This is a genomic window from Paenibacillus wynnii, assembly GCF_030812855.1.
Lineage (GTDB): Bacteria > Bacillota > Bacilli > Paenibacillales > Paenibacillaceae > Paenibacillus_AQ > Paenibacillus_AQ wynnii_A.
The window spans coordinates 181,836-199,669 of the sequence record NZ_JAUSTK010000006.1; the positions used below are offsets into that span (position 1 = coordinate 181,836).

Sequence of the window (17,834 nt, forward strand, 5' to 3'; positions counted from 1 at the left end):
CCCCCCTTCGCTAGCATCTTTGTCAATCGTTTTGCATCAAAAGATCACGATTTTTCTCAAGCGTACCTTTTAGACGTAAAATAGCTTTGGAATGAAGCTGAGAAATGCGTGAGGGTGATAATGACATAACCTCGGCAATCTCGCTTAATGACAAATCTTCATAATATAAAAGGGACACTACGGTCCGTTCTTTCACCGTTAATTTCTCAATTCCTTTGGTGAGCGTCTCTCGTAAATAAAACTCATTAACCTTAATATCGGGATTTTTTGCTTTATCATCTACCAATAAAGACATTCGAGTCTCTGATTCTTCTTCACGAATTGGATCTTCCAATGAACACAGAGACATTACTGCAACATCTTGCAGCATTGTTTGAAATTCTTGTTCGCTGATATTCAAGTATTTGCTCATTTCTTCGTCACTAACGGATCTTAAATATTTCTGCTCAAGCTGCTGATAAGCATCTTCAATCCTCTTAGCTTTTTCTCTTACCGAACGGGGAACCCAATCACTTTGGCGCAAGGAATCCAGGATAGCTCCCCTCACACGCCAGGAGGCATAGGTCTGAAATTGAAGACCCCTTTTATAATCAAACTTCTCTATTGCATCTATCAGACCCATGACACCATTGCTGGCTAAATCATCTTTAGACACATTTTTCGGTAACCCAACCGCAAGGCGGCTCGATACATAATCTACAATATGAAGATAACTCTCAATCAGCTTTTTTTTGGCTTCTGGATTACCGTGTTCTTTCCACTCTACCCATAACCCGTCAGTTTCCAATTGAGAAGCTCTACGCTCGTTCAATAGCTTTCACCTCCCAAAGTATATTCAGCGGACTTGTGTGACGAAACCCCACCTTCATTCAGGCAATATCAGTTTCGCCACAGCACACGCTTTATTCTTCTTTCAGGTGACGAACGGCCTTGGCCAATTCTTCAGGATCTTTTAATGATACCAGTTTTGGGGGCTGCAGCGGTTTAAATCCAAGCTCACTACCGCTTCCCTGGCCCGGCTGTGGCTTCAACAAGTTCTTGAGTTCTTCATCCTCATCTGGAGTACTAATATCCAGTGTGCTTCCTAAAGCTTCGCTATTCTCTTCCAAAGAAGACTGCGAGTCATTTGGATCCAATGATTCTTTAAAGATAAAACCCAATACCCATCTCAGGACAAATGCAAGCATAAACCAGAGGATAAATCCAAAAAACCCGCGTATTAAACTAGTCATCAGCAAATTATTCCCCAAAGTAACAAGGAAGGTTAATACAAAACCTATTAACCCAAACAACACATTTAATAGAATGTTTCCGATCATCATTATATTTCCTTAGAGCCTTTTTGCACACTTCGGATAAACAAAACTCCGGTATTGCAGGCAATTTCTATTGTACGACCATAACTTCCGCCCGTATCCTCTGCAATAAGCGGAATATTGAGCGTTTCGAGCGCAAGCTTGCAGGCTTCTACATTACGAGGGCCAATTCTCATGGTATCATTACCTCCTGCGAAAGCAAACATCTGGGATCCACCAGCCATTTTAGCAACAATCCTGCTTCTGATCGCTCCCAATTCTATTAATCGTGATAGAAGCTCCGGCACAGCCGTATCTGCAAATTTCGCTATATTTAATTGGCCATCCCTGGCAATATCGGAGGAAGGCAGCATGACATGAGCCATACCGCCGAGCTTCTTCCCAGGATCATAGAGGGTCAAACCAACACAAGAGCCAAGGCCGGTTGTCCGGATCAAACTGTCTTGACTACCTACATTGAGATCTGCCATACCAACCTTGATGATACTTTGTTCTTCAATCATCTTCGAAGGGAACTCCCAATGATTTAAAGATTTTCGGGAATGACTCCGGGTCTGGAATGAGGAAGAATTGACCTTCAATTTCATTATTCCCCTCAAGGAAAGTTGTATCAATCAGTAGGGCGTTATCTCCCATTTGACCGAACTGCAACAGTCCATAACCCAAAATCGCCCCTGCCATATCCATTGCCAGCGCCGGAACCGTAGGATACATAGAAAGTGAAGTAAAATCAGCCAAAGAAGATAAATAAGAGCCTGCTAAAATATTCCCGATTTCGTTCAGGGCAGAAAGCTCCATTTCACTTAATTCATCGCCCCCAGAAATTTCAATGCCTGCAATACGACTTAATAAGCTAGTAGCGGCTTCCGGAGACAGAATGAAAAATAAATTACCTGGGGCTTCACCTTCGACCCGTAAGAATACTGCGTATACCAGCTTCTCCGCACCGCCGACTTTTTCGGTGATTTCTTCAAAACTCAAAAGCTGCACTTTGGGAACAGCCATATCTATGGGCTTATTCAAGAGCTGGGATAACGCTGTAGCAGCGTTCCCGGCTCCAATATTACCAACTTCCTTTAGAACGTCCATTTTAAAATCTTTAAAATGTTTGAAAAGTTCCATAGACTATTCCTCTATGCTTTCCAACTGAACAATTTCACTCTTATTAAGCACCTCAGACAGGTTTAACATAATTAGCAAACGATCTTCGCCGATTTTGGCCACTCCATCCAAATATTTAGCTTTTATTCCGCCGATCACATCTGGAGGAGTATCGATTGAATCCTTGTTCAAATCAATAACATCATTGGCCGAATCAACTATGAATCCTACTTCAATATCATTAACCGATACAATAATAATACGGGTCTGATCCGTGTGCTCTGCCTCTTCAATACCGAAACGACCACGCAGATCGATAACAGGAATAACAACACCTCGTAAATTAATAACACCTTTTATAAAAGAGTAAGTTTTAGGAACACGTGTAATCGGCATCATACGCTCAATGGTTTGTACCTTTTCTACTTCAATGCCATATTCCTCAGTACCTAATTTGAACACTATAACTTTAATATCTTCAGCCATGGAATGAACCTCCCTGTTCTATCCTAAGTTATTTAATAAAAAAAGCGTTGGGATCGATAATGAGCGCAACTTGTCCGTCACCCAAAATGGTGGCACCGGATATTCCCTGAACCTCTGGCAAATATTTACCCAGATTCTTAATCACAATTTCGTTCTGTCCGATGAAATCTTGAACCGCAAGTGCCACAAGACGATCTCCCTTACGAACAACCACAATTTCGGTTTCTTCTTCAGTGCTTTCATCATAATCAGGTATGGAGAAAATACGACTTAGTGAGACTAGCGGAATATGTGTATTCCGGAATTCCAGCATTTTGTTGCCATGTATCGTACGAATTTGGGATTGCTTCACAATTCCTGTCTCTACAATTGAGGAAAGAGGAATGGCAAATTTTTCGGAGCCTAAGCGGATCAGCATCGCAGCGATAATTGAAAGTGTCAGCGGCAGCTGTACCGAGAAATTCGTTCCTTTACCCAGGGTTGAGTAAATGGTCACATGACCGCCTAATGAGGAGATCTTTGATTTGACGACATCTAGACCAACACCACGTCCCGAAATATCGGAGATCACAGCAGCGGTACTAAAGCCAGGGGCGAATAACAGCTGGTAGACTTCGGAATCCGTCATGTTAACTGCCTGCTCTGATGTAACAACACCTTTTTTGAGAGCCGACTTTAAGACTTTATCACGGGAAATACCTGCTCCATCTTCCTCGATCTCAATAAAGACATGGTTACCACTGTGGAAGGCACGAAGATTAATGGTTCCAGTCTCCGGCTTTCCTGCAGCAATACGATCGGCAATGGACTCTACTCCATGATCTACCGCATTACGAAGTAAATGGACTAGCGGATCACCAATTTCATCTATAACCGTCCGGTCAAGCTCTGTTTCCGCACCCGTTACAATAAGTTCAACCTTTTTATCGAGGGACTTCGCAAGATCTCTAACCATACGTGGGAACCGGTTAAATACGGTATCTACAGGAACCATCCGTAACTTCATAACAATATTCTGCAGATCCGCACTAACTCGGCTCATATGCTCAACCGTCTCCGTTAAATCTTGATTATGGACTTCTGATGCTAGCTGTTCAAGACGTACACGGTCTATTAAAAGTTCACTGAACAAGTTCATCAAGACATCCAAACGTTCAATATCTACACGAATGGTTCTGGATGGAGCACTGTTTGTCCCGCTTCTAGAGGCTGGTTTTGCAGCTTCATCTTTCGACTGTAGTGGAGGCACAGGCGTTGGGGATACTGGTGGTGCTTCATGAGCAGGAGCTTCAAGGGTAGCCGCAACAGTTTCTTGACCCAATTGCTCAAGGGATTCCTTATCCAACGCAACTGCATTGACTTTTTCAATTTCTGATAGGTTTAGAACCATCGATTGAATTTCTTCTGCTTCCTTTTGGGTTATGTAGTAAAGAGAGAAACTCTGATCAAATTTCTCCTGCTCAATGTCTTGAACCGAAGGAAATGATTTTACAACTTCACCAGAACGTTCAAGCAGATCAAACACCATATAAGCTCTGACAGCTTTAAGCTGACAATCCTTGCGAATGGTCACTTCAACGTACATTACCTTGTGTCCTTCTTGAATAGACTGCTCTAAGACGGAGAATTGAAACTCATCAAGTAAAATAGGTGTATTGGTAGCTTTTACAGAAGCTGCGGAGATTGAATCATTTGTAGAAGTACCACCTGCTGAGGGGATATCACCACGCACGATGGCTTGCAGAGAAGCGACAATTGTAGACACATCTGCCTTGCCGTCACCGCCTCCTGTTATATTCTCAACCATGGACTCTAGTGCATCCAAGCTTTTGAATAAGGTATCAAAAATAAAATCCTGCATACGCAGCTTACTATTACGGACAAGATCAAGAACATTTTCCATCTGGTGAGTAAGTGAAGCTAAATCTTCGTAGCCCATAGTTGCCGCCATACCTTTTAAGGTATGTGCAGAGCGAAAAATGACCTGTACGATACTGAGATCTTCAGGATTTGCTTCTAGTTCCATCATTTTTTCGTTCAAAGACTGCAGATGATCATTTGACTCATCAATAAACATGGATAAATATTGGTTCATGTCCATTGTGAGACACCTCCTCGTGAGTTCGCTTTTCCGTTACTTAACAATTTGCACCAGCCTTGGAGCAATCTCTTGCAAAGGCAAGATATGTCTAACACACTGCAATTCCACCGCGGAACGCGGCATTCCATACACAACACAGGTCTCTTCGCTTTCAGCAAAGGTAGATGTTACACCTGAGTCATACAGAGATTTCATCATCTTGGCACCATCACTGCCCATACCCGTCATAAGTACCGCATGACGTTCAAGAGAAGTCAAAGGGAGTAAAGATTCAAAGAGCGTATCCACTGAAGGACGATGCCCATTGCGTGATTCCTCTTTGTTCAGTGATACCATGTACTGCCCACCGACGGATGAAGAAATCTTCATATGATACCCGCCTGGAGCAATATACACTGATCCTTGCCGCAAAATCATCCCGTGTTCAGCCTCAGTCACTTCGAGGGGGCTGAACGTATTTAAGCGTTGGGCAAGCGACTTTGTAAAATTAGGCGGCATATGCTGCACAATTACAATAGGCGCTGGAAAGTTGGCCGGGATATTCTCAAGCAAAGCCTTTAATGCGCGTGGACCACCTGTTGAACACCCCACAGCAACCAGCTTATTAAGGACATCCTTACCAACTATTTTCCTGTCTCCACCAACCTTAGGGGTATCAGGGACAGCTTTACTTACTGAAATCTCTTGTGGGAGAGTTGATGAAGGCTTCTTCTCCACTTTAGTCCGATCCCTTAATTTCTCAATGGCCGGCTTCGGAGGTAGGGCTGCGGGTTTCATGTTGTTTTTCGGAATTCCCTTATCCAAAGGAGCACTATATGATGATAACTTGCCTTCAGCTTTAGTATCCAAAGAAGAAGTTCGAGCAGGTGGAAGCTTTTGTCCGGCTAAGTTAGGCTTAGACTTCACATCAGCCTCATTCTGCTTGATAACGACTTTCTCTGGCTGCACCTTAGGCAAATCAGGAACAGATAACGAAACTGCGCTTAAAGGTTCAAATTTAGTCGCTGTATTAGCAGATATTCTCGCTTCTCTCTGCTTGCGGGCGAGCATCGCCTCTTTCATTTGTTCCCTTAATGATTCTCCAACTCCTATGATATCTTGCGAATTGGAGATGGAGGGCTTACGAATAAAGTCAAAAGCCCCCCATTCTAGTGCCAAAATGGTCTCCTTCATTCCCTCTTCATTAATGCCCGACAGCATAATAACCGGAAGCGGATTAGATACCATGATTATTTTCAGCGCTTCCAAGCCATTCATTTCCGGCATCTCTACGTCCATGGTAACAAGATCGGGAGAGATCTCTTTAATCTTGTCAATAGCCTCGCGGCCGTTGGAAGCCGTTGCCGTCACTTGGAAGTTAGCGTCGTTTTCAATTAAATCGGAAATGATTTTTCGCATAAATGCTGAATCATCCACAACCAAAACTTTATATGGTTCCATATCATTTCCACCTCTGTTCTTAAATGAAGAACAATTATTTCGTACGTTTCAACCACTTGCTAATAAAACCTTTTATACCTTGAAGTTTCGAAGTTTCCTCTGGGCTACCGGCCAAATAACTATAGGCAAGTCTCTGAATGTCCTTAGATGCAGAACTATTCGGAAAAGCCATTGAGAAAGGAATTTGCTTCTTTACGGCTTGCACCACATGGGTATCTGCGCTGATGTATCCTAGAAAAGGAAGATCCAATTGCAAAAAGCGGTCAGCAGCCAATCGGATTCTATCACTTGTCGATATGGCCTCCTTCTCGTCTCCTGCCTGATTAACAATCAGTTTAAAGGAAACCTCAGGATGTGATTTATGCACAACCTTCATTAGAGCATAAGCATCTGTAATCGCTGTTGGTTCCGGTGTAGTTACAACCAGACAATCATCAGCAGAAGTAATAAATTTCATGGTTTCTTTAGAAAGACCAGCCCCTGTATCAAACAGTATAAAATCCATTTGATCGGCGATTTGTTCAATCTGAGTGGTGAAATAATTCAAATCGGCTTCGGAAAGTGAAAATAATTCATCCATCCCCGAGCCTCCGGCGATAAAGGGGAGTGAACCCGGGCCCAATTGAATAATCTGTTCTATTTCCGCTTCACGCTTTAACAAATGGTACAAATTGTACTTAGCTGTCACGCCCATCAACACATCAATGTTGGCCATTCCAATATCGGCATCAAATAACAAGACCCTTTTGCCCATTGCCTTTAGAGAGAGTGCAAAATTTAATGTGAAATTCGATTTACCGACCCCGCCTTTGCCACTGCATACTGTAATAATGCGGGCGGAGACTTCTCCATCATTACTCCGTTTGGAATCCTGACTTGAAACAAGCTGTCTTAAAGATTGAGCCTGGTCCATCATCTGCCCCCTGTTCCTAACAGCATTCCATAGAGTTTCTCTTCGGAGGCCATCAGTAAATCATCAGGAACATTTTGTCCATTGGACAAATAGGACAATCCAAGCGGGAAATCCTTCAGTAGATTGAACAAAGGACCATAACTTTCTGTTTCATCTAGCTTGGTGAAAATAACCTTATCCAGCTGATACTTATTGAAGTGCTCCGTAATAATCTTCATATCACGGCTCTTAGATGTGAGACTCAAAACTAAGTAAGTCTCACTCTTCAATTCCTTAGCCAGCAGACTCTGCAATTCCGCGACCAACATCTCATTGCGATAATTACGGCCGGCTGTATCCATTAAAATTAGATCGCAGCTTTCCAGTCTTGATAACGCTCTCTGCATATCACCAGGAGACTGCACAACCTCAAGCGGAACATTTAGAATTGCAGCGTATGTTCTAAGTTGCTCAACGGCTGAGATCCTATAGGTATCCGAAGTGATAAGCCCCACTTTACGTCCTTGTCGAAACAACTGCTCTGCCGCGAGCTTAGCGATAGTTGTGGTCTTTCCAACTCCGGTCGGACCCGCTATATATAAAATACGTGTGTCCCGTGCAATGCCTTTACCGATCCGTTTGGATAGAAATTGGGTTACCTGCTCTTTCAAGGACTCTTGAAACTCAGATGAGGTCCAATTACGACCGTCATTAGTCCATTGATCAAAGGTGGTATTAACCCATAGTTCAATCAAATCGATATCCACTTCTTGTTCAATTAGGCGTTCTCTTAGATCATTAAGAGGGTCTGGCATGTCCTTGGAAGCAGTCGTTTGTCTCGCAAATCGTTCCATCCATTGCTTCATTTCTCTGATTTCAACGAGCACTTCATTATCTAGAACTGAGGAAACAGCGGCTGTCTGCCTAACGCCCATAGATTCATATAGTGCAGAAGTTGAAGTATCCATTTCCTTCTTCAGTACAATAGGATCCATGTCTGCATCGTTGCTGTTCTTGTCTTGTTCAATAGATTCTTGGAGAACAGCGACATTACCACCCTGAATTCCGACTGCATCAGTTAAAGCTGCTGCAAGCTCCGCATATGTGCGAGTCTCTGCTTTCTGTATCCCGGAAGTTGGAGAAGCCTGCGGTGCCCCCGATGCCTTCATATAAGCTTGAGGAACTGCACTCCGCGGTACATTAAGAGAGGGAGTGGACTTTTCAGTAACTGTTCGTTTTTGCTCTTTTTCGACTGCCGCAACAACCTCAATTTTCTTTTTTTTGAAAAAGCCTAAGAAACCACCGATTTTGATTTCCTTAGTACTTAAAATGACTGCATCACTTCCAAGATCACTGCGGATGGAATGCATCGCGTCCGGCATCGTATCGACTACGTAGCGCTTCACTCTCATAAATTCACCACTCCAACACTTTGAATTTCAATATTCGGTTCAAGTTCACTATAGGACAATACCGGGATATCCTGCATAGTCCGCTCAAGTACCTGTCTCAAGTACATGCGAATGGTCGGTGAAGTCAATACGATAGGTTGATGTCCTGACTGTAAAAGACGATTGACTTGTTCCGTGAACCGTTGATATAAAGTCTGTGTCGACACAGGATCAAGTGCCAAGTAGCTTCCTTGCTCGGTTTGTTGAACGCTTTCGGCAATTTTCTTCTCTAATGTCGGTCCTACAGTAATTACCTTCATGGTTTCTCCAGCTTGCGAGAACTGTTGGGTAATTTGTCTGGACAACGATTGACGTACATATTCTGTAAGAATATCAGGATCTTTAGAATAGGTTCCATAATCAGCTAGGGTTTCAAAAATCGTAACAAGATCCCGAATTGAAATTTTTTCACGCAGCAGCTTGGCCAATACTTTCTGAACATCTCCGATTACCAGCAGAGACGGAATTAATTCATCCACAAGCACCGGATAATTCTCGCGAAGATTGTCTACAAGCATCTTGGTTTCCTGCCGGCCGAGAAGTTCATGTCCATGCCGTTTGATGAGTTCTGTTAGATGCGTTGCTACGACTGATGGCGGATCAACTACTGTATAACCTGACAATTCTGCCCGTTCTTTTACCGATTCATCAATCCATAGTGCAGGTAATCCAAATGAGGGCTCCACAGTTTCTATCCCGTTAATAGATTCATCATCATATCCGGGACTCATGGCAAGATAGTGATTAAGTAATAATTCACCACCGCCGACAGTATTTCCTTTAATTTTTATGACATATTCATTCGGTTTTAGTTGAATATTGTCGCGAATACGAATAACAGGCACAACAAGACCCATTTCCAGTGCACATTGCCGTCGAATCATGATGATACGATCCAACAAATCACCGCCTTGCCCCGTATCTGCCAAGGGGATAAGCCCATACCCAAATTCGAATTCGATGGGATCAACAGACAGCAAGTTGATAACACTTTCTGGGCTGCGCACCTCTTCGATTTGTTTCTCCTCCACCAATTGCTCTGCGGCAATTTGTTTGAGGTTTAAGTTTTGTCCCATCCTATATGCGGAAAAAGCTAGAATTGCTGCTAAAGGTAATGTAGTGATGATATGTATCGGAGTGAAAAATCCAAGAAATGCTACGGTTGCTGATACGATATATAACAACTTAGGATAAGATAACAGCTGCGCTGTTAGATCCTCAGCAAGATTTCCTGCTGAAGAAGCCCGGGTTACTATCAAACCAGCTGCGGTTGAAATGAGCAGGGCTGGTATTTGGCTGACCAGTCCGTCCCCTATTGTCAATAAGGAATAAGTGGACAGTGAATCTCCGAAAGATTTGCCTTGAATGGTCATTCCGATAATAAATCCGCCGATTAAATTAATTAAGAGAATGATAATACTTGCAATTGCGTCTCCCTTTACAAACTTACTCGCACCGTCCATGGCACCATAAAAGTCCGCTTCACGTTCTACGTTGCGGCGACGGTCACGTGCTTGCTGCTCGTTAATCATACCGGCGTTAAGATCAGCGTCGATACTCATCTGCTTACCTGGCATTGCATCGAGTGTAAACCGTGCTCCTACCTCAGCAACACGCTCTGAACCTTTGGTAATTACGATAAATTGCACAACTACCAGAATTAGAAAGACAATGAAACCTACTGCGATTTGACCTCCGGCAATCCAACTGCCGAACGTAGCGACAACCGAACCAGCTTCACCGTAAGTAAGGATCAGCTTGGTTGTTGAAATATTTAGGGCTAATCGAAACAAAGTGGTTATGAGTAGAAGTGATGGGAAAATAGAGAATTCCAAGGCTTCCTTTGTATTCATCGCAACTAATATAATAGTCAGCGCTATAGATATATTGATAACAAGAAGTACATCCAGAAGCCAAGCCGGGATTGGAAGAATCATCATAAGCACGATGCCGATAATACCTATTAGAACGGTTAGATCTTTAGCCTTCAATGGTTTTTACCTCCCCCGTATTATCTGGACTTGCCTTTAAGTTTATATACATACGCCAGCACTTCCGCCACTGCCTGGAACAGATCCGCTGGAACAATATCCCCGATTTCTGCTCTTTGAAACAGCGCTCGTGCAAGAGGTTTATTTTCCATAGTCATAATGCCATGTTCTTTAGCTAGCTCTCGAATACGTAAGGCAACAAAATCCTGACCTTTAGCCACGATCTGCGGAGCTTCCATCTTAGATCCGTCATATTTCAATGCAACCGCGAAGTGAGTTGGGTTTGTGATAATAACATCTGCATTGGGGACCTCTTGCATCATCCGCTGCATAGCCATTCTACGTTGACGCTCCCGAATTTTACCTTTAATTAGAGGGTCGCCTTCTGATTTTTTATACTCATCCTTGATATCCTGTTTGGACATTTTCAGACTTTTTTCGTGTTCGTAACGCTGATACATATAATCGAGCGCAGCCATGACCATCAGCGCCGCTCCGATTTTGATACCTAATTTAACTGTCATAGCTGCAGCAAATTTAAAAATTCCATCCAAGCCAATATGAGACAATGAAGCAAAGTCACTCTTTTGAGCCCAAATGGTGCTGTACACTAAATAAGAAATGATAACAAGCTTAAAAATTGATTTTAGAAACTCTACAAATGAGCGCATTGAAACAATATTCTTAAAGCCTTTAATAGGATTAATCTTACTAAACTTAGGAGTAATCCCTTCCCCTGTAGCCATAAAGCCCACCTGAGCCAAGTTCACCACTATAGCAACAATGAAAGTAATCCCTAGCAATGGAGCAAGTAATATCAGTATTTGCACACCGTACTCATTAAGTAGAAGAGTAACATTGTCTGGTGTAACTTCCATGTTCAACCTGTTAAGAAAAACATCTGTGTAAAGCGAAACTACTCGCTCTTTAATAAATCCTCCGAACATGCTCAGACTTAGTACAGCCGACAGTAGAACCACCGCTCCCGAAAGCTCGGCGCTTTTAGGGACTTGACCCTTTTTACGGGCATCCTGCCGTTTTTTGGGGGTGGCCTTTTCTGTCTTTTCTCCTGCAAAAAGCTGAAGATTCAGTTTGTAAAGTTGGGGCTGCGGCATGATATTCTCCCCTTACGGTGATTGAGGATTATTCCCCATCACGCCCAGTAAATTACGCATCGATTCGAACATTATGTCAAAAAGGTTTTGAAAAAGGACAGCAAGACTTGGCATTAGTAAAAATAGCAGACCAAGACCGATAAAAATCTTCAATGGGACACCGATAACAAATACATTGTATTGCGGTGCTGTCCTCGCCAAAAAGGCAAGACCGACATCCGTTAGAAACAAAGCGGTTACTAAAGGAGCCGCCATTTGAAACGCCAATACAAAAGATTGAGCAAAAGACCGAATCAGAAAGTCCGAAAGACTGCCGTTTATCATACTAATCAACAAATTATTATCGATAGGAACCCAGTTATAACTGTATACAATGGCATCCAATAAAAAATGATGCCCGTTCATACCTAGAAACATCAGGAGGGCAATCATATATTTGAAGTTACCGAGTATAGGTGAGGATGCACCAGTCATAGGATCAATGACATTCGCAATACCGAATCCAATTTGGATATCTATAAATGACCCAGCCGTTTGAATCGTCATGAACATTAAATATCCTATAAAACCAAGCAGCAGCCCTATCAAAACTTCTCTGATAATTAGTAAAATATAACTTAAATCTTGGGGTACATGAACTCCACTTCCATTGGCACTAAAAACGACCAGAGCCACAAAAAAAGAAAGCCCTATTTTAAATGAAGTTGGTACACCTTTGGAAGAAAAAACAGGTACTACTACAAAAAAGGATGTAATTCGACAAAAAAACAACAGAAAGACGGGAAAGCTTTGCAGAATAGTCTCCATAGCTTTTATCTACCAATATACTGATCAAGATTGCCTAGAATCTGGCTGGTAAAATCGATCAGTTTCGTTAATATCCATGGACCAAATATTAATAGTGCCAGCAACACCGCTACGATTTTGGGAACAAACGCTAACGTTTGTTCCTGAATCTGTGTCGTAGCTTGAAAAATACTAACGATAAGCCCTACCACTAGACCAAGGATTAGCATAGGTGCACTGACTTGAAGCACGATATATACGGCTTGGCCTGCCAGACCGATAATAAACTCCGTATTCATATCACTAGCCTCCTCTTAAGTCAGGTGTTAAAGCTTATTAGTAGCGATTTGATGACTAAGTACCAGCCGTCTACTAGTACAAAGAGCAAAATTTTAAAGGGTAGTGAGATCATTACCGGAGGTAACATCATCATCCCCATCGCCATTAACGTACTGGCAACCACAATATCAATAATTAAAAAAGGAATAAAGATCATAAAGCCCATGGTAAAGGCTTTCTTCATTTCTCCGATAGCGAACGCAGGTACCATAACCGTTAGAGGTATATCGGAATATGTAGCTGGTTTAGTGCTACCTGTGTAACCGTTATACTTCATGAACAGCAATAAATCTTTGGAATCGGTCTGTTTATACATAAATTCTTTTAAGGGATCAGCAGCCTTATCAAAAGCCACAGACTGTGTAATCTCACCTTTTATATAAGGTTGTAATGCTGATTCATTAATTGTAGCTAGTGTTGGTGACATTATAAAGAAGGTAAGGAATAGAGCAAGTCCCACTAGAACCTGGTTAGGCGGCATTTGCTGAGTACCCAAAGCATTTCTTACAAAACCAAGTACGATAACTATACGCGTAAAGCTGGTCATAAGCATAAGAAATGCCGGAGCAATACTCAGCACCGTAACAAGAAGTAATATAGATATCGAGCTAGTCCCACTTGAACCGTCACTATCACCAATCTTAATGTCAATGTTCGGAATGGGATCAGCATGGATTGGCCCTAAGGCAATGATGCTGATGAACCCTACTAGTAGAAATGCAATGATGAACTTTTTTTTCATAGTTTCCTCGACTCATCCTTAGTGAAATCTTTCGAGAGCAGCTCTTCTATTTTCTCTTTGCGTTCAGGTGCAGAACGAAGCTTGGATTGTAGCACCTCGTAAAAAGAAGAAGTATCACTAAGGTCGATTTCCTCAGAGGGTACTTCCCCGCGCAGCTTATTTGTTATCTTGGAGATCAGCGGCACGAGAAAATTCTTCTGGTTTGAGGAAGAGTCCTCAAATGAGGATATGATCAATGCAACCTCAACCGGGTCGGTGATTTTATCCAAAAGGGATATACTTTCACCTACCCCAATCAAGTAAAGGCTGTTGCCGATTTCAATGACCTGCATCGACTTATTAGGACCCAGTCCCATTGCACCTAAGGTACGCATGGAACGGACGCTTGTCAATGATTGATTGCGTCGTCCCAAAAATCGAATTAACAACACAATAAGAATAATAATTACCGCGAGGACAAGAATAACATTAAGCAAATTCAGCAGGTTGCTACTTTGTCCTATCGACCCGGAATTGCCTGACATATTTGTTTCCTATACACCCAAAGTTTTGTTGATAGCTTCAATTACACGATCTGCTTGGAAAGGCTTCACGATGAAGTCTTTAGCCCCCGCTTGAATCGCATCGATAACCATAGCCTGCTGGCCCATGGCTGAACACATAATAACTTTTGCGTTCGCATCCACTTTTTTAATTTCTTTCAGGGCAGCAATTCCATCCATTTCAGGCATTGTTATATCCATCGTAATCAAGTCCGGACGTAACTCCTTAAATTTCTCTATTGCTTGAGAACCATCCTGAGCTTCACCTACTACTTCAAATCCGTTTTTTGACAAAATATCACGGATCATCATTCTCATAAATGCTGCGTCGTCCACGATTAGAATTCGATTAGCCATTTTTACAAAATCCTCCCTAAGTTATAATCATTGTAGTTTTTGAATTCGGTCCCATTGGCTTACAATATCTGTAACGCGCACTCCAAAGTTTTCGTCGATAACCACGACTTCACCCTTGGCGATTAATTTGTTATTGACCAAAATATCTACCGGTTCACCAGCCAGCTTGTCCAGCTCGATAATCGAACCTTGAGACATTTCTAAAATATCTTTAATCTGTTTCTGGGTCCTTCCTAATTCTACGGTTACTCTCAGTGGTATGTCCATCAATAAATTCAAATTATTTTCGTCAAAGTTAGCAAAGGTCCCACCATTAAGATTCGCAAATTGTACAGGCTGAACATTTATGTTGCGATTTGGTGCAGAATTTGGCGGCGGACCCTGCCCATATGGCATTCCCTGAGGCGGCATTCCGTATGGCGGCATCCCTGGCATTCCATAAGCCGGCATTCCTGCCGGAGGATAATAATAGCCTCCTTCTGGCATTCCTGGATAAGGCGGCATCCCCGGTTGTGGCGCATACTGTGGAGGTTGTCCCGGCTGCTGCATTGGCGGTTGCTCCGCAACAGGTGCCGGTGGCGGTGCAACTTCTGGCGCTGGAGCAGGTTTAGAAGGAGCCGATGTAGATGATACTGCTGCTTCCTGATCTGCAACACTGACATCACCAAGCAGCATCGTCACCATATCTTTTGCGAAGGGAACTGGTAGAAGCTGCATAATCGTAGAATCTATCAGATCCCCAATTTTGAGACGGAAAGATATACGTATTAGCGTCTCATCATCAGGTAGGCTACCAACACCTTCCCCACTCGACATATTAAGGATATCAATCCCCGGTGGAGATATATTAACAAAGCGATTGAATATGGTTGACATAGAGGTCGCTGAAGATCCCATCATCTGGTTCATTGCCTCTTGAACCGCACTGACATGAATTTCATTCAGTTCTTCATCCTTAGGATCCCCTTCACCACCTAACATTAGATCTGCAATGACTTGGGCATCTCTGATTTTAATAACAAGTGAATTTATACCTTGAAAACCGTCCACATACTGCACATGTACAGCAACGTGGGGTCTTGGGAAAGCTTCCTCGAATTCACCGCGTGTAATGATAGAAACCTGTGGTGTTGTGATATCAACCTTTTTCCCCAATAGTGTAGAGAGTGCAGTCGCTGCGCTGCCAAATGTAATATTACCAATTTCGCCAAGGGCATCTTGTTCAAACGCCGTTAAGAAGTCATTTACAGTTTTAATCGAAGGGGCGATCGATCCTTCTGCTGATTGTCTTAAAAGAGCGTCTATTTCCTCTTGGGATAAATAGTCCTTACTCGTCAAATTCTTCAACTCCTTCACTGACAATCTCGTCTATTTGCACGGCAACCCTTTCTCTTATCACTCCAGGACTTCCGATAAACTTCAGCTTATTTCCTACCTTAATCGACAATCCAGAATCTACTGTTTTGTTAAGTGAGATCACATCACCCACATTTAGCCCAAGAAATTCAGATATAGACAAATTGGACTCTCCGAGTTCGGCAACAATAGGAAGCTGTGCCCGGTGAACTCTTGTCTTAATAATCTCAAGCTCATCTGCATCACGCGCCTTCTTCTCGGTCACAAACCACTGATGTACAGATAGCCTAGACATAATCGGCTCTAATACAACGTGAGGAATGCAAAGATTAATCATACCGGTGGTATCTCCGATTTTGGTGCTGAGTGAGATCAGAGCAATCGTCTCATTTGGCGAAACGATTTGCATAAATTGCGGATTAGTTTCCAGTGCTTCCATACGGGGTTCTATATCCAGCACCGTCTTCCATGCTTCCCGTAGACTCTCAAAACACCTGCTGAAAATCCGTTCCATAATTGTCGTTTCAATCTCGGTTAGTGCAACAATCTTGGTTGGTGCCGTACCGAACCCGCCAAGAAGCCTATCGAGCATTGCGAAGGCAATATTAGGATGAACCTCCATGACCATTCTGCCTTCCAAAGGTTCAGCTTCAAAGATATTTAAAATTGTCATTTTAGGAATGGAGCGGATAAACTCGTCATAAGGGAGCTGCTCTACCTGAACGACATTAATCTGCACAAAGGTGCGTAATTGGGCTGAAAAGTACGTCGTTAGATAGCGGGCAAAGTTATCATGTATCCGTGTTAGACTTCGGATATGGTCCTTAGAAAAGCGCACTGCCCGTTTAAAGTCATAAAGACGGATTTTTTTCTGAGTATCTTCTTTTTTTAATTCATCGGCATCCATTTCACCGGATGAGAGTGCAGCTAGTAGAGCATCAATCTCGTTTTGTGACAGTACATCAACCATTTCAATCACCCCCCTATCAAGAATAACCGGCTTGAAACTACAAAGAAGTCAAAATAAAGTTGGTAATGTCAATCTGTGTCAGCTTGCCTTCAGTCAAGGTCTTGTTGATCAAATTGACTAGTTTACTGCTAAGCTGATCTTTACCTTCCGCCCCGTTTAATTGCTCTGGTTTGGTATCGGCAAGCGTCTTGATGATGATAGGTTTGATCTTAATATCTTTAATCTTTTCGAATTCTTCCTTAGATTTAGTAGAATCCAATTGAAACGCGAAATTTATTAAAACGATATAATCGGGGTCTGCAAGATTAGTTTTGATGTCAGTTATTTCCGCGGTCAGCTCGACAATTTCATCGGCGCTTAAATGCTTGGCTTCTACATTCTCTACAGCCGCGTTGACTTCATTTTTGTCACTCGGAAAAAACTTGCCCATTAACAGAAATGCGGCTAATACAATTAATGTAATTGCCAGCAAAATGGTTATGAGCCATGGCAGCATCTTTTTCATGAAAGGTCCTCCAATGATTGCACTTTAATGGTAGCTAAGTTCGAGCCAATATCCTTGTTATACTGACGGATTTTTTCAATAACCTCATCGACTTTTTCAAGAACGATCAATCTTTTGCCCGTAATCAATGTAATATATGTATCCGGGCTTTCTTCCACCATTTCCACCAAAAGGGCATTCAGCCACATTGGGGTTCCATTTATACGTGTTACCGAGATCATAGCAGGCCTCCTAACCAAAAATAGGGGAAGGAGCCCTCCCCCCGTCTGAGCGATAACACTTCCAAAATTGGCGATAAGTAAGTTTCTTTTATAAAGCGTTTATTAAAGTAGTAATGATCTACT

The 17,834-nt window shown here is 42.5% G+C and carries 20 protein-coding genes; all 20 read right to left on the reverse strand.

Going from position 1 to position 17,834, the window contains the following annotated elements; all coding sequences use genetic code 11:
• Positions 1-22: 22 nt before the first annotated feature.
• Positions 23-811 (reverse strand): FliA/WhiG family RNA polymerase sigma factor, encoded by a 789-nt coding sequence (locus J2T20_RS08805; RefSeq protein WP_307587519.1) that lies wholly within the window; start codon positions 809-811, stop codon positions 23-25.
• A 91-nt stretch (positions 812-902) separates the two neighbouring features.
• On the reverse strand, positions 903-1,322 hold the full coding sequence (locus tag J2T20_RS08810) for a hypothetical protein (RefSeq protein WP_307587521.1): 420 nt from the start codon (positions 1,320-1,322) through the stop codon (positions 903-905).
• Entirely contained in the window at positions 1,322-1,819 is a 498-nt protein-coding gene (locus tag J2T20_RS08815) for a chemotaxis protein CheD (RefSeq protein WP_307587523.1), read from the reverse strand. Before J2T20_RS08815 ends, J2T20_RS08810 begins: the two co-directional genes overlap by 1 nt.
• On the reverse strand, positions 1,812-2,438 hold the full coding sequence (locus J2T20_RS08820; RefSeq protein ID WP_307587525.1) for a chemotaxis protein CheC: 627 nt from the start codon (positions 2,436-2,438) through the stop codon (positions 1,812-1,814). Before J2T20_RS08820 ends, J2T20_RS08815 begins: the two co-directional genes overlap by 8 nt.
• Positions 2,439-2,441: 3 nt before the next feature.
• Positions 2,442-2,903: a chemotaxis protein CheW gene (locus tag J2T20_RS08825; protein WP_307587527.1), complete on the reverse strand. Its 462-nt coding sequence runs from the start codon at positions 2,901-2,903 to the stop codon at positions 2,442-2,444.
• A gap of 28 nt (positions 2,904-2,931) precedes the next feature.
• Positions 2,932-5,004 carry a chemotaxis protein CheA gene (locus J2T20_RS08830; protein ID WP_307587529.1) on the reverse strand — a complete coding sequence of 691 codons (2,073 nt, stop codon included), beginning with the start codon at positions 5,002-5,004 and terminating at the stop codon, positions 2,932-2,934.
• A 33-nt stretch (positions 5,005-5,037) separates the two neighbouring features.
• Positions 5,038-6,444 carry a protein-glutamate methylesterase/protein-glutamine glutaminase gene (locus tag J2T20_RS08835; protein ID WP_307587530.1) on the reverse strand — a complete coding sequence of 469 codons (1,407 nt, stop codon included), beginning with the start codon at positions 6,442-6,444 and terminating at the stop codon, positions 5,038-5,040.
• A 34-nt stretch (positions 6,445-6,478) separates the two neighbouring features.
• Entirely contained in the window at positions 6,479-7,360 is an 882-nt protein-coding gene (locus J2T20_RS08840; protein WP_307587533.1) for a MinD/ParA family protein, read from the reverse strand.
• Complete coding sequence (gene flhF, locus J2T20_RS08845; protein ID WP_307587535.1) at positions 7,357-8,748, reverse strand: flagellar biosynthesis protein FlhF; 1,392 nt, start codon at positions 8,746-8,748, stop codon at positions 7,357-7,359. The genes J2T20_RS08840 and flhF overlap by 4 nt, the downstream gene beginning before the upstream one ends.
• Positions 8,745-10,778 carry a flagellar biosynthesis protein FlhA gene (gene flhA, locus J2T20_RS08850; protein WP_307587537.1) on the reverse strand — a complete coding sequence of 678 codons (2,034 nt, stop codon included), beginning with the start codon at positions 10,776-10,778 and terminating at the stop codon, positions 8,745-8,747. Before flhA ends, flhF begins: the two co-directional genes overlap by 4 nt.
• A 20-nt stretch (positions 10,779-10,798) precedes the next feature.
• Positions 10,799-11,893, reverse strand: coding sequence for a flagellar biosynthesis protein FlhB (flhB, locus tag J2T20_RS08855; RefSeq protein ID WP_307587539.1), 1,095 nt, complete (start codon positions 11,891-11,893; stop codon positions 10,799-10,801).
• A 12-nt stretch (positions 11,894-11,905) separates the two neighbouring features.
• Positions 11,906-12,700: a flagellar biosynthetic protein FliR gene (fliR, locus tag J2T20_RS08860; RefSeq protein WP_307587541.1), complete on the reverse strand. Its 795-nt coding sequence runs from the start codon at positions 12,698-12,700 to the stop codon at positions 11,906-11,908.
• A 5-nt stretch (positions 12,701-12,705) separates the two neighbouring features.
• A complete protein-coding gene (gene fliQ / locus J2T20_RS08865; RefSeq protein WP_036656466.1) occupies positions 12,706-12,978 on the reverse strand; it encodes a flagellar biosynthesis protein FliQ in 273 nt (90 codons plus the stop codon).
• Between the two features lie 20 nt (positions 12,979-12,998).
• On the reverse strand, positions 12,999-13,760 hold the full coding sequence (fliP, locus tag J2T20_RS08870) for a flagellar type III secretion system pore protein FliP (protein WP_307587544.1): 762 nt from the start codon (positions 13,758-13,760) through the stop codon (positions 12,999-13,001).
• Positions 13,757-14,284, reverse strand: a complete 528-nt coding sequence (locus tag J2T20_RS08875) for a flagellar biosynthetic protein FliO (protein ID WP_307587545.1) — start codon at positions 14,282-14,284, stop codon at positions 13,757-13,759. The genes fliP and J2T20_RS08875 overlap by 4 nt, the downstream gene beginning before the upstream one ends.
• A gap of 9 nt (positions 14,285-14,293) precedes the next feature.
• Positions 14,294-14,659, reverse strand: coding sequence for a response regulator (locus J2T20_RS08880; RefSeq protein ID WP_019910416.1), 366 nt, complete (start codon positions 14,657-14,659; stop codon positions 14,294-14,296).
• Positions 14,660-14,686: 27 nt separating this feature from the next.
• Positions 14,687-15,997 (reverse strand): flagellar motor switch phosphatase FliY, encoded by a 1,311-nt coding sequence (fliY, locus tag J2T20_RS08885; RefSeq protein ID WP_307587550.1) that lies wholly within the window; start codon positions 15,995-15,997, stop codon positions 14,687-14,689.
• A complete protein-coding gene (gene fliM, locus J2T20_RS08890) occupies positions 15,987-16,985 on the reverse strand; it encodes a flagellar motor switch protein FliM (RefSeq protein ID WP_307587552.1) in 999 nt (332 codons plus the stop codon). Before fliM ends, fliY begins: the two co-directional genes overlap by 11 nt.
• A gap of 37 nt (positions 16,986-17,022) precedes the next feature.
• Entirely contained in the window at positions 17,023-17,490 is a 468-nt protein-coding gene (locus tag J2T20_RS08895; RefSeq protein ID WP_307587554.1) for a flagellar basal body-associated FliL family protein, read from the reverse strand.
• Complete coding sequence (locus tag J2T20_RS08900; RefSeq protein WP_307587556.1) at positions 17,487-17,711, reverse strand: flagellar FlbD family protein; 225 nt, start codon at positions 17,709-17,711, stop codon at positions 17,487-17,489. The genes J2T20_RS08895 and J2T20_RS08900 overlap by 4 nt, the downstream gene beginning before the upstream one ends.
• Between the last annotated feature and the right edge of the window lie 123 nt (positions 17,712-17,834).